The sequence below is a fragment of the Bifidobacterium sp. LH_730 genome (assembly GCF_056355835.1).
Map to the genome: position 1 here is coordinate 1 of NZ_JBKETB010000017.1, position 12,936 is coordinate 12,936.

The 12,936-nt window shown below is 64.2% G+C and carries 11 protein-coding genes and 1 tRNA gene; 6 read left to right on the forward strand and 6 right to left on the reverse strand.

Annotated features, from left to right (window positions below; translation table 11 throughout):
• Window positions 1-564 (forward strand): TIM-barrel domain-containing protein (locus AC1AUD_RS12775; RefSeq protein WP_476574762.1); only part of this gene is annotated, 564 nt, incomplete at its 5' end.
• A gap of 63 nt (window positions 565-627) precedes the next feature.
• Window positions 628-2,478 (forward strand): beta-L-arabinofuranosidase domain-containing protein, encoded by a 1,851-nt coding sequence (locus tag AC1AUD_RS12780; RefSeq protein WP_476574763.1) that lies wholly within the window; start codon window positions 628-630, stop codon window positions 2,476-2,478.
• Between the two features lie 89 nt (window positions 2,479-2,567).
• Here AC1AUD_RS12780 and AC1AUD_RS12785 read toward each other — a convergent pair whose 3' ends face one another.
• From AC1AUD_RS12785 to AC1AUD_RS12795, 3 genes are all read right to left on the reverse strand, one after another.
• Complete coding sequence (locus AC1AUD_RS12785; RefSeq protein ID WP_476574764.1) at window positions 2,568-3,770, reverse strand: glycerate kinase family protein; 1,203 nt, start codon at window positions 3,768-3,770, stop codon at window positions 2,568-2,570.
• 97 nt (window positions 3,771-3,867) lie between these two features.
• Window positions 3,868-4,611 (reverse strand): DUF4391 domain-containing protein, encoded by a 744-nt coding sequence (locus AC1AUD_RS12790; protein ID WP_476574765.1) that lies wholly within the window; start codon window positions 4,609-4,611, stop codon window positions 3,868-3,870.
• Window positions 4,612-4,735: 124 nt separating this feature from the next.
• Window positions 4,736-4,808, reverse strand: a tRNA-Arg gene (locus tag AC1AUD_RS12795).
• A 295-nt stretch (window positions 4,809-5,103) separates the two neighbouring features.
• Here AC1AUD_RS12795 and AC1AUD_RS12800 point away from each other — a divergent pair.
• Entirely contained in the window at window positions 5,104-6,174 is a 1,071-nt protein-coding gene (locus AC1AUD_RS12800) for an endonuclease/exonuclease/phosphatase family protein (RefSeq protein WP_476574766.1), read from the forward strand.
• Window positions 6,175-6,183: 9 nt separating this feature from the next.
• Here AC1AUD_RS12800 and AC1AUD_RS12805 read toward each other — a convergent pair whose 3' ends face one another.
• Both AC1AUD_RS12805 and xseA read right to left on the reverse strand, forming a co-directional pair.
• Window positions 6,184-6,474 (reverse strand): exodeoxyribonuclease VII small subunit, encoded by a 291-nt coding sequence (locus AC1AUD_RS12805; protein ID WP_476574767.1) that lies wholly within the window; start codon window positions 6,472-6,474, stop codon window positions 6,184-6,186.
• Window positions 6,475-6,528: 54 nt separating this feature from the next.
• Entirely contained in the window at window positions 6,529-7,806 is a 1,278-nt protein-coding gene (gene xseA / locus AC1AUD_RS12810) for an exodeoxyribonuclease VII large subunit (protein WP_476574768.1), read from the reverse strand.
• A gap of 251 nt (window positions 7,807-8,057) precedes the next feature.
• Here xseA and nrdD point away from each other — a divergent pair, with 251 nt between their 5' ends.
• The 3 genes from nrdD (at window position 8,058) to nrdG (ending at window position 11,987) form a co-directional block, all read left to right on the forward strand.
• Window positions 8,058-10,448: an anaerobic ribonucleoside-triphosphate reductase gene (nrdD, locus tag AC1AUD_RS12815; protein ID WP_476574769.1), complete on the forward strand. Its 2,391-nt coding sequence runs from the start codon at window positions 8,058-8,060 to the stop codon at window positions 10,446-10,448.
• A 100-nt stretch (window positions 10,449-10,548) separates the two neighbouring features.
• A complete protein-coding gene (locus tag AC1AUD_RS12820; RefSeq protein WP_476574770.1) occupies window positions 10,549-11,289 on the forward strand; it encodes a hypothetical protein in 741 nt (246 codons plus the stop codon).
• Window positions 11,286-11,987 (forward strand): anaerobic ribonucleoside-triphosphate reductase activating protein, encoded by a 702-nt coding sequence (gene nrdG, locus AC1AUD_RS12825; RefSeq protein ID WP_476574771.1) that lies wholly within the window; start codon window positions 11,286-11,288, stop codon window positions 11,985-11,987. The genes AC1AUD_RS12820 and nrdG overlap by 4 nt, the downstream gene beginning before the upstream one ends.
• A 24-nt stretch (window positions 11,988-12,011) precedes the next feature.
• Here the strand turns inward: nrdG and AC1AUD_RS12830 are convergent, their stop codons facing one another.
• Complete coding sequence (locus AC1AUD_RS12830; protein WP_476574772.1) at window positions 12,012-12,827, reverse strand: mechanosensitive ion channel family protein; 816 nt, start codon at window positions 12,825-12,827, stop codon at window positions 12,012-12,014.
• Window positions 12,828-12,936: the final 109 nt, after the last annotated feature.

Below are 12,936 nucleotides of genomic sequence, written 5' to 3' on the forward strand. Positions count from 1 at the left end.
ACCGACCCCGCCTTCCGCGAACTGCTCGCGCGCTGGTGCCAGTTCTCCTGCTTCTCGCCCGTGATGCGCAACCACGGCGACCGCTCCGCCCCGCAGGCCGACGGCACCATGAAGCAGACCATCACCAACAAGGCCGGCGAGCACCGCTCCCCCTCCGGCGCCGACAACGAACCATGGAGCTACGGCGAGACCGTCGAGACGATCATCATCAAGTACATCAAACTGCGCGAGACCCTGCGCCCCTACCTACGCGAACTGTTCGACGAGGCCCACCGCACCGGACACCCCCTCATGCGCGGCCTGTTCTACGAATTTCCCCACGACGAACAAGCCAGCGACATCGCCGACGAATACATGCTCGGCCCCGACCTACTCGTCGCACCCATACTCGAAGCCGGAGCACGCTCACGCCAGGTGTACCTGCCAGGAGACTCCGATACCTCTTGGACGGAGATCCTCACCGGCCGTATCATCCACGGCGGTGCCTTCATTCAAGCGGATGCCCCCATCGATGTCATCCCCCTCTTTGTCCGCGATGGGCGTGACCACGGGCTCATGGACTAATCCGATGGCCATATGGCCACTGTGATTCGTGATGCAAAGGAAGCAATGATGCAAAGGAGCAATATGATGAACGAACGACAGGCCTGCGTGTTCGAGACGTTTCCTCTGTCCGGAGTGACGTTGACGGACGGCGAGTTCCGCCGTCGTCAGCTGTTGGTGCGTGACTATGTGCTGGATTTCGATCTGGATCGGCTGATGCACAACTTCCGCGTGAACGCGGGGGTGGCCGAGCCCGCGGGCGTGAAGCCTCTGGGTGGCTGGGAGGCTCCGGACTGCGGTCTGCGCGGTCATTTCGTCGGGCATTTCCTGTCGGCCGCCGCGAAGTTCCATGCCAACTGCGATGCAAAGGCCGAGCCGGAGACGAAGGCGCGGCTCAAGGCCGTCGTGGATGACGTGGTCGCCGCCCTGGCCGAGTGCGCGCGCGATGACGGCTATCTCTCTGCCTTCCCCGACAGCCAGCTGGACACGCTTGAATCGAAGGAATACCGCAAGATCTGGGCACCGTATTACACGTTGCACAAAATCATGCAGGGGCTCAACGACGCCTATCGATATGCCGGCAATGCCACCGCGCTGGATCTGTCGTTGAGATTGGCCCATTACATCGCCGGTAGGTTCGAGGGACTGGGGCATTGGAAGGTCGACAATATGCTGCGGCCCACCCGTCTGAACCCGATCAACGAGTTCGGCGGCATCGGCGACGCGCTTTATGACCTTTATGACCTGAGCGGCGACAAGACCGCGCTGGAGACGGCGAAGATCTTCGATCGCGACTATTTCCTCGGCCCCGTGTCGCGTGGCGAGGATGTGCTCGAGGACCTGCACGGCAACACGCATCTGCCGCAGATCATCGCCGCCGAGCATCGGTGGGAGGTCACCGGTGAGGACAAATACCGCGACGCTGCCATCAATTTCGCGCGGATGCTCGGCACACGCACCTTCGCCAACGGGTCGAACAGTTCCAAGGCCACGCACTACACGCTCGAATACGGCGTGAGCGACAAGGCCGAGCACTGGGGCACCGCCGGCGATCTGTCGGATGCCCTGACCTTCGGCGAGTCCGAGAGCTGCAACGGGCACAATACCGAGCGCGTCGTCTCCGCCCTGCTGCGGTGGACGGGAGGAAAACAGTACGCGGACTGGCTGGCGCGGCTCAAGTTCGATGCCGTGCTCAACTGCCTGAGCCCACGCACGGGCCTGAGCCAGTACCATCAGCCGATGGGCGTGGGCGCGCACAAGGTGTTCTCCACGGTTGACGACACCTTCTGGTGCTGCACCGCCTCGGGTGTGGAGGCGGCCTCCGACCTGAGCAAGGACCTGTGGTTCCGTGTCGCTGACTCGGCCGGGAACGCCGCCGTGCCGACGCTGCTGCTGACGGCTTTCGTTCCCTCGCGTCTTGACTGGCGCGAACGGGGTCTGCATGTTGAATTGGAGACCGCGTATCCCGAGGATCTCATAGCCAAGCTGACCGTGCGCCTCGATCCTGGGACGGCGGCCGGGTGCGCGCCCATGCGCTTGCTCTTGCGCGGCGATTTGGTCGCGGGCGCGAGCGTGCCACTCGAACGCCTTGCGGACGGATATGTGGCCATCGAACGCGTCTGGCATGATGGCGAGACCGTGGAGATCTCCATCGCCCCGGCTTGGCACACCGAGTCGTTGGCTGGCTCCCCGGAACGCCGCGCTGTGCTCGAAGGCGATGTGCTCATGGCATTGCCCGGCCACGAGGTCAATGTTCCGGATCTTCCGGAAGTCGGTGCTCCGCTTGCGGCCAAGGCCTCCCAGCTGCATATGAAGCCGCTTTATGAGATTGGCGGCGGGGAGGAATACAGCGTCTACCTCAACGTCGACGCCGATCATCCGGTTGAGCCAGTGCCCTTCGAACCCGTTGCCGAAGGCTCCAATGACCCCCGTTGACCCCAACGGCATCGATGATAGGCGAGCTGCCACGCTGACGGCGGAACCGACGGATTGACGCCATTCCTGCTTAGAGTGTGGCAGTTCGCTTATTTGTTGGCCAATGACTTCAGGAGTCCTGCGATGGATGCGCAGGTCGCCTCGACGTTGATCTCGACATCGCGCAACAGGTCCTCAAGCTCGGCTGGGCCGGGTGCGATGGAGAAAGCGGCCTTGATGCCGGCCTGCCGCAGTTGAGCCAAGACATGTGGATCTCGGGTTACCCGGCCGCCGATGGCGATGGCTGGTGTGTCGCATGCGCGGGCGAACCGCGCGATACCGGCCGGCACTTTGCCGTGCGGGGTCTGCGCGTCGATGGAGCCTTCGCCGGTGATGACCAGATCGGCCCATTCGCAGGCCTGACGTCCGTGCACCATGTCGAGCACGAGTTCAATGCCTGGCATGATCTGCGCCTCGAATAGTCCCAGCAATCCCGCGCCCGTGCCTCCGGCTGCGCCGGCACCGGGACGGGCGCGCACTTGCCGTCCATTGAATCGCTCGATGACGTCGGCCAGATGGGCGAGACCGGCGTCAAGCCGTTCGACCTGCATGGGGGTGGCGCCCTTTTGCGGGGCGAATACGTGCGCTGCGCCCGAGGGGCCGGTCAACGGATTGGTGACATCGCTGGCCAGGATGATGGGGATGCGCCGGGTCAACGGGTTCACATGCGCGTCGTCGATGCGTTCGAGCCGGATCAAATCACCGCCGCCGGGAGGAAGCTCACGCCCCTCGTTGTCGAGGAACCGATAGCCCAACGCCCGTGCCAGTCCGGTGCCACCATCGGTGGTGGCGCTGCCGCCGAGCCCTAGGATGATGCGCTCGGCACCGGCTTCGATGGCGGCGGCCATGACCTCGCCGGTGCCGAAGGTCGACGCTTCAAGCGGGCGACGCTCGGCCGGAGGAATGACTTCGAGGCCACTGGCCGCCGCCAGCTCGATCACTGCCGTGCGCGGAGAGGCGTCATATTCGTCGATGGCATCCGTCCGTTGGTCCGCAGTGATGATGTCATCGCCGAGGAAGCCATATCGTGCGATGATCGGTTGGCCGAGCGCATCGTGCGCTGTGACTTCCCGCATCGTGCCACCGGTGGCGTGCGTCAGGGTCACGGTCAGGCCTTCGCCACCGTCCGATAGGGGCATCAGCCGTGTTTCGGCGGTCGGGTCCGCTGCAAGTATGCCACGGCGCATGGCTTGTGCCACTTGCAACGCCGTGGCGGATTCCTTGAACGAATCGGGGGCGAGAAGATAACGCATGGGGACCTTCGATATGGCGGAACGGCGGATGGACTGCCATCCAGAGTGCGAAACGGTGGAATTATGTCATTGGGATGGGTCGGAGCGGTGGATTGGCCTATTGGGCCAGGGCTTCGAGCTCCTTGCGCACCTTATGCAGCTTGGTGAAGATCTCGTTGCGCTGTGCCGGATTCTTGGCCCGCCCATGGTCGCGGGCGAGCTTCGCCTCCTCGGCCTTGAGCGCCTTGACGCGATCGCGCCGCAGCAGTCGGGCGTCGAGATCCGCTGGGTCCGTTTCCCCGAGGATCGCCTGCGAGCACAGCGACTCCCACGCCTCGTCGAGGGACGCGCCCTCGATCTCCAGCAGGATGTCGCGCGGGTCCTGCCATTCGCTCGCATGCACGGCGAACTGGGCGACATGCCCGGCGCGCCCGGGAACGCGGCGGCGCACGGCTAGCGCGCATTGCTCCGATGCCTTGCCAGGCTCGTTAGTGCCGCTGTTGGTCTCGCCGTCGCGCACCGCGACGAACAGCACCCCGGAATTCGGGCGCTGCGCCGCGATATGTTCGATGACATCGGCGGGCACCGTGGCGTCCACGCCGCTCATCCTAAGCCCCAGCACCATGATCTCGTGGATGCGCGCGCCGTCGGCAAGCCCGGTGTTGGCCGGCCTCAACAGCGCGAGCAGATGGATCGAGGCGACGTCGCGCACGAAATGTTGGCGCAGGGTGTTCGAAATCGGTCCCTTTCCGGCGAACATCCCCTTGGGCAGCGTTCCCTTCGCCTCGGGGATGGCGCAGGCGTCGGGCAATCCCAGCGCGGGTGCGGACACGGAACCACAGGAAGCGGCGGCAGTCATCATCGACCTTCTTTCGTCTGTCGTGCATTACCGGCCACTGTAGTCCATCGTATGCGTGCGCGGCGTCGCCGAAATGCCGAGATACCGGAATATTACGTGGTCCTCGTTGCCCGCCGAGATCCAAGAGTGCCCCAGACAGGAATCGAACCTGCGACACCTTCTTTAGGAGAGAAGTGCTCTATCCACTGAGCTACTGAGGCAACAGAGGGATATTGTACACGCTTTGGCGGCGGCACGCATCCGGGCGTCAGGGTTGCGTGAATCGTTCGCCGGTATGAGTGTGCGCGCCATGGCGGCGGGGTAGTCTGGCCTGCGTTCGTCAGGGAGGTAACTATGGTCGGGGCGCGATCAAATAGGGGAGGAGCGCGGGGGAACGCGCGAGGCGCTACTCGTAACGGCGCGCGAACCGCTGCACGGAACGGCAGAAGAGGCGGCGCGCGAACCGCCGCGCAAGAGAGTGCGCGGGGTGGCGCCCGGACCTCTGCGCGGGGAAACATGCGAGGCGGCGCGAAGGCTGCCGCGGTGCAGTCCGCCCGTCCGCGGCGTCGCCATCGTATCCTCGCGGCATTGGCGACCCTATTCGCGTTGGTGGCGCTGGTCGGCGTCGTCTCGCGCGCCCTGCCTGCCGACCTGCAGGAGCTGCCCTATGTGCCGATCGTCGTGTCGGCCGCCCCATGGTTCGCCATTCCCGCGGTGATTGCGCTGGTGCTGGCCTTGGTGTCCCGCCGCTATCTCGTCGCTCTGCTCGCCTTGGCGCTCGCCGGCGTCGAGATCGGCTGGCAATATCCCTTCTTCGTTCCCTCGGCGCCGCTGCCGGATGCCGCGGTCAATGCGGTGGGTGCCGCGTCCCCGATCACCGATGACACCTACGCGCGCGTCATGACCGCCAACGTCTACAAGGGCCAGGCCGACGCGCAGTCCATCGTCGACCTGGTGCGCGACGAGCGCGTCGAGGTGCTGGCGTTGCAGGAGACCACCGACGACTTCGTGGCGGCGCTGAACCAGGCGGGCATCGAGGCATATCTGCCGTATGCGAATGTGTCGAGTTCCGACGGCGTCTATGGCAATGGCATATGGTCGGCGACGCCGCTGGGGGACCCGAGGGACGATGACGTGGATTCCTCGGCATCGTTCATGCCCGGCGGCACCGTGCGCTTCGGTTCCGTCGAGGGCAATGGCGGGGGCGAAGGCTTAGACGTGCGCTTTGTATCCGTGCACACGACCGCGCCGGTGCCGGGATATTGGCGTCAATGGAAGCGTTCGTTGGACGAGCTCGGGCGCATGCGGTCGCATACGGACACGCGATATGTGTTCATGGGCGATTTCAACGCCACCGTCGACCATGCGCCGTTCCGTGATTTCCTCGGCGATCGCTTCGTCGACGCGGCGCGCGCCTCCGGCCATGGCTTCGCGTTCACTTGGCCGACGAACCGGCAATGGCTGCCGCGCTTCGCCGGCATCGACCATGTGGTGCTCGACCAAGGCATGTCCGCCGGCCAGACCGAGGTGCGGAAGATCCCCGGCTCCGATCACGCCGCGTTGCTGGTCACCATCGCCGTCGGCTGATGGAGGGGCTCAATCCAAGTTAGACTGCGTCCCAGCGGTATCGGCCGTGGCGGCCTGCGCGTTCTGCGCGGCGTCGAGCTTGGCGCGCACCTCGTTGAGCAGGCTCTGCGCGCGCTGGGCCAGCGCCTCGCCGATCTCCCACTGGCGCATCGACTGGTCGAGGTCGAGGCCGCCGGCCTCCAGCGCCTGCACGGCCTGGACCAGCTGATCGCGCGCCTGCTCGTAGGGCATCTGTGCGATGGCCTCGCGCTCCTTGTCGGTCAGCGAGGAGGCGGGGGCGTCGTTCTTCTTCTCGGTCATGTTCGTTCCTTATGGATATCGGGATGTGAATATTGAAATATATAGGACTATGTATTACTCGTCACTAGGCGATGCGACGGCATCGGCGGTGGCGGTGACGACGCCGCGGCGCAGGGTGAGCGTCAGCGCGTCGCCGGGGGAGACGGTCGAGGCGTCGGAGAGCACATGTCCGTCGGCGCCTTGGACCACCGCATAGCCGCGGTCAAGCGTCGACTGCGGGCTCAGGGCCGTGAGGGAGGCATGGGCCTTCTCGATCGTCAGAGCCGCATCGTCGACCAGACGGCGCAATCCGATGTCCAGCCGCATGCGCGCATCGTCAAGCACACGCTGGTGCGGCTCCAGCATCGTCAACGGCTGGGTGAGGCTCGGGCGGTTCGCGTAGCCTTCGATCAGCCGGATCTCGCCCTCCACGCGCGCCTCCACGCGCATGCGCATGCGACCGATGGTTTGCTCGATCAGGCGCATCTGCTCGTGCACGTCGGGCACGATGCGCTTGGCCGCGTCGGTTGGCGTCGAAGCCCTCAAATCGGCGGCCAGATCGATCAGCGTCCAGTCGTCCTCGTGGCCGATGGCCGACACCAGGGGAGTCACGCAGGCCGCCGCCGCGCGCACCACGCCCTCGTCGGAGAAGCCGACCAGATCCTCGAAGGCGCCGCCGCCGCGCGCCACGACGATCACGTCGACCTCGGGGTCGGCGTCCAGCCGACGGATCGCCTCGATCACGTCGGGCGGGCACTGCGCGCCCTGCACATGCGTGTGCACGACCTTGAAGCGGACCGCCGGCCATCTCAGGTTCACATTGGTGATGACGTCGCCCTCGGCACGTGCCTGCGGGGCGCAGATCAGGCCGATGCAGGAGGGGAACTCGGGCAACGGCACCTTGTTCTCGGCGTCGAACAGGCCCTCGCCCTTGAGCTTCTTGCGCAGCTCGTCGATCTGCTCCTTCAAGCCACCGGCGCCGATCTTGCGGATATCGTCGCCGATGAAGCTCAGTCGGGTCTGCTTGACCCACACATCGGCCTTGCCGTGGATGACCACGCGGTCGCCCTGGCGGAACTGCGCGGCGGCCGCGGCGAAGGCGCGCCATCCGGACACCGATATCGCGATGTCCTCGAAATCGTCGCGCACGGTCAGATAGGCGGAGCCGGCGCGGCGGGTGTTGATCTCGGTGATCTGTCCGCATATCCATGCGGCGGGCCATTTTTCCACGGCCGTATGGAACTTCTGGCTGAGCACGGACACCGGCCACGGATTCTCGGCGGTGGTCTCGCCGGCCAGGCGCGGCAGTTGGTCGAGGGGGCGCGGGCCGGGCGCCGACATATCGAAGGTCATGGGCTCCACTGTACTCGCGGCACCCGCTCGGGGGCGGACGCGCCCGACACGCCGAGCGTCGTCATCGTATCGGCGTCATTCCGCCGATAAACACTAGGGCTAGTGGTTTTTGGTGCTGCTGGTACTACATCTAGGGGTGGCTTAGCGTATAGTAGCCAAGGCAGAAAAACCTACACGCATGTAATTTGCCCTCATATGCGCGGCTTCATGTGTGCATGGGGAATGTGATTTAACCAACGAGAGGACGGAATATGGACGTTCAGGTGATGGAGACCGTCGGCACTGCACGCTCCACCAGCATGGTGAAGGTCGAGAAGCGCGACGGACGCATCGTGGACTTCGATCCGGTGAACATCATCGTCGCCATCAAGTCCGCCTTCCAGGATTTGGGCAAGCAGATCGGCCCCCAGCAGGAGGACCTGATCCGCGGCATCGCCAACCAGATCGAAGGCGAGGTCAAGGAGCGCTACGCCGGCCCCGCCAAGATCGAGGACATCCAGAACCTCGTCGAGCACGGCCTGATCGAGAACCATCTCTACGACGTGGCCCGCGCCTACACGAGCTACCGCCTCGACCGCGACATCGAGCGCGCCAAGGCCACCGACGTGAACGAGGCCGTCTCCCGTTTCATCAACCACGATCCGACGCTCATCCATGAGAACGCGAACAAGGACTCGAATGTCTACGCCACCCAGCGCGACCTGCTGGCCGGCGCCGTGTCCAAGGCCTCGGCCTTCCAGATGCTCCCCTCCGCCGTCGCCAACGCGCATATGAAGGGCGACATCCACTTCCACGACGCCGACTACTCGCCGTTCACCGCGCAGTCCAACTGCTCGTTGCCCAACTTCTGGGACATGCTGGCCAACGGCTTCACGCTGGGCAACGCGCCGATGGCCTCCCCGAAGTCCATCGCCATCGCCGCCACGCAGATCACGCAGATCATGAAGGATGTGGCGAGCTCGCAGTATGGCGGACAGACCGCCAACCGCGCCGACGAGCACCTGGCCGTCTATGCGAGGAAGGATTACGAGAAGTTCCTCGAGGAGGCCCGCGAGACGATCCCCGACGGCATGCCCGTCGAATTCGCCCGCCGCCAGGTCGAGAACGCCAAGCGCAACGAGCCGGCCAAGCTGCATTTCGGCTCGCGCGAGCCGCTGCCGATGGACACCCCGTTCCATACGGATGTCGACGAACTCGAGCAGGAACGCGAGATCCTCGCCAAGATCCGCACGCGCAAGGCGATCTACGACGCCATGCAGACGATGGAATACCAGATCAATTCCAACCGTGTCTCCAACGGCCAGACCCCGTTCGTCACCGTCGGCTTCGGCCTAGGCACCGATTGGTTCTCCCGCGAGATCCAGCGCGCGATTCTTTTGAACCGCATCCGCGGCCTCGGCAAGGAGCATCACACCGCGATCTTCCCCAAGCTCGTGTTCACCGTCAGGCACGGCGTCAACGCCGACCCGGACGACCCGAACTACGACATGAAGCAGCTGGCGCTCGAATCCGCCACCAAGCGCATGTATCCCGATGTGGTGTTCTATGAGAACATCGTCAAGATCACCGGCTCCTTCAAGGCGCCGATGGGCTGCCGCTCCTTCCTGCAGGGGTGGATCAACCCCGCCACCGGCGAGGACGAGGAAGACGGCCGCATGAACCTCGGCGTCGTCTCCGTCAATGTGCCGCGCATCGCCTTGGAGTCGCGCGGTGACAAAGACCGTTTCTGGAAGCTGTTCGAGGAGCGCATGGAGGTCGCGCACCAGGCGCTGCAATTCCGCATCATGCGTTGCAAGCAGGCCACGCCGGTCAACGCGCCCACACTGTTCCGCTTCGGCGCCTTTGGCCGCCTTGGCGCGAACGACCCCGTGGACACGCTGTTCAAGAACGAGCGAGCCACCGTGTCGCTGGGCTATATCGGCCTGGCCGAGACGGCCGCCGTGTTCTATGGCAAGAACTGGATCCGCGACCATGGTTGGGATCCGGAGGGCAAGGAGTTCGCCCTGTCCATCGTCAAGCGCATGAGCGAGCTGTGCAAGCAGTGGAGCCACGCCGAGGGATACCACTACTCCGTGTATTCCACGCCGGCCGAGTCCCTGACCGATCGCTTCAACCGCATGGACCGCGAGAAGTTCGGCGTCGTCGAGGGCGTCACCGACCACGACTTCTACACCAACTCCTTCCACTACCCGGTCTGGCTGCAGCCCACGCCGATGGAGAAGCTCAACTATGAGAAGGACTTCCCGTATTACGCGTCGGGCGGCTTCATCAACTACTGCGAGTACCCGTGCCTGCAGGACAACCCCAAGGCCCTCGAAACCGTGTGGGACTATGCCTATAACATCGGCATCGGCTACCTCGGCACGAACACGCCGATCGACCACTGCTTCGTGTGCGGCTTCGAAGGCGACTTCGAGCCGACCGACGAGGGCTTCAAGTGCCCCGAATGCGGCAACGCCGACCCCGACAAGTGCAATGTGACCAAGCGCACCTGCGGCTACCTCGGCTCGCCGGTCGCCCGCCCGATGGTCCACGGCCGTCACGAGGAGATCGCCCACCGCGTCAAGCACATGAGCGGTTCCACCGGCCACGTCACCCTCGCCGACGGCAAGACCCGCGAGTGGTTCGAAGAAGCGCGCTAAAACAAATGAACCCTCGGCATGTGCCGGGGGTTCATCGAAGTAGGATGCCGCGGCCTTTCGCCTTGGCGCATATATAAGAATATCTGAGCATAAGGACGTTATGCAAGCAGATGAGGCTTGTTTTGTGGAAGCGCTGTTGAGCCGTCCGCGGCTGAGGCCTTACCTTGATGAGGCTCAGGGAGATCGCACAGGCGCCGTTGATTTGTATCGCTGGAATCAGCGGATGATAGGGGTTGTGCTGAAGCACTGCTCGGATGTTGAGATTGCCGTTCGTAATGCCTGTGATGTCGCATTGGTGCGTGTGTGTCCTTTTCTCTACCATATGGATGATTGGATCGGGGCGGACCAGGGAAGCACTCCTGACGAGATTTACGATGTGTTGCGCAAGAACATTCAGGAGGCCCGGCATCATGCGGTGCGTGAAGCGACGCATCGCGCCCGCGGTCATCCTCGTTTCGGTCAGTCGGTGACAAGAGACGATGTCCTTGCCCAGTTGACCTTCGGGACATGGGACATTCTTCTAGGCTCTGGTCTGCCGAGGAATGCGCGTTGTGAAATTCAACAGCGTCTCTGGGAATCGGGCCTGTCGCAGGCTTTTCCCAATGTAAGGCAAGATGACCAGGGGCGATATGAAACCGCCTCTCGGCTCAAGCGTGTGCGGACGCTAAGAAACCGTGCCGCACACGCCGAGAATTTACTGCATGCGGATCTGAGCAATCGTCTCAAGGACATGTTGTCGATATTGTCCGCAATGGATTCCCGATATGCCGCATGGTCCATGCAAGGCAGCAAATATAGGACGGTGCTGAGGCAGCGTCCGGTGACGAGGAAGGGCACATGATGACCAACCATGATTTTGCCGCCGGCGAGACCGGGCGCGGGCCGTCGGTGCCCTCCGGCGGGCTGTGCAACGATCCGAAGGCCGGGCAGTGGGACGGCCGGCGCATGTCGCGGCGCATGATCGCCGACTACAAGACCTTCGTCGTCACCGATGGAGAGGGCGTGCGCAACTCGCTGTATGTCTCCGGTTGCCCCTTCCACTGCGTCGATTGCTTCAATGCCTCGATATGGGATTTCGGGGCAGGCCATGAATACACGCCCGCTCTTGAGGGGCGCATCATCGACGACCTGCGCCCCGATTATGTGCAGGGCATTACCTTCCTGGGCGGGGAGCCGCTGCTCGCAACGCCGGTGCTGCTGCCGCTCGCGCGCCGTATCCGCGCCGAATTCGGCGATTCCAAGGATATCTGGTCCTGGACCGGATACACTTTCGAGGAACTCATGCGCGAAGGCGAGACGCCCGACAAACGCGAGTTGCTGGAGCTGATCGATGTGTTGGTCGATGGCCGTTATATCAGGACGCTCAAGGACACGCGCCTGCAGTTCCGCGGGTCGTCCAATCAGCGCATCCTCGACATGCCCGCCTCGTTGGCCACCGGCAAGCCGGTGATCTGGGGCAAGCTGCACGACCAGGAACGCGACATCCCCGAGATCTATCTGAAGGACCGGGAGGCGGGGGAGGGGGCCCAGGCCTCCTGAGCCCACGGCGTCGTGCCGATGATCTCAGCGGCCGCCGCGGCTTTCCTCGTCATGGCCGGTGGCGGCGGATGCCTCGGCAAGCGGAATATCGGGAAGCCAGGGCGCGCCGGCCAGTGCGCGGGCGGCGCGGTCGCGGATTACGCCGGGGAGGACGCCCGGTGCGGCGAAGACCAGCACCTCGCCCGACATGCCGAGCGCCGTGGCGCCCGTGAACCGCACGATCGGCGGATTGCCCTCCAATGTCATGCCGGCCGTCGCCCGGACCACGGCGTCGCGGATGGCTGAGGTCACGGCCTCGGCGTCGATGTCGGCGCGCGTGACGAAGGGCACCGTGACGCAGGCTTCGTTGGAGACCGTGAGCTTTTCCAATTGCGCGGTGTTGAGCTGAGAATTCGGGATGACCATCTCGTTGCCGTTGCGCTCGAGGACCACCGTCTGCCGCCAGGTGATGTCCTTGACCATGCCCGTCGTGCCGGCGATGTTCACCAGATCGCCCGGCTGCACGACCTTGCCGAGCATGAGTCCGAAGCCGGAGACCACATTGGCGATGGTGTCTTTCAAGCCCAGAGACAGCGCCACGCCGCCGACGCCGAGCGCCGTGACGATCGTGGTCGGATTGATGCCGAACACCGGCTGCAGCACCAGCGCCGCCGCGGTCGCCCAAACCACCACGCGCATGATATTGATGAAAATCGAGGCGCTGGGCATATTCGACCGGTCGAGCAGTCGGCGCAGCAGCGAACCCAGCGCTCGCGTGACGGCCAGCGTCACGACCAGCACCAACACCAGCCATATGATGCGTCCTGCGTTCGTCTGCAGCCAATTAAGCACGGTATCCATGCGTCCCATCCTAATGCCGTGCGTGTCGGGGCCCATTCCCAATAGTGAGCAACACCACACCGTATTCCGCGCTAAGCATACCTCCCCTAGGTATGTCGTCGGCGAGTGC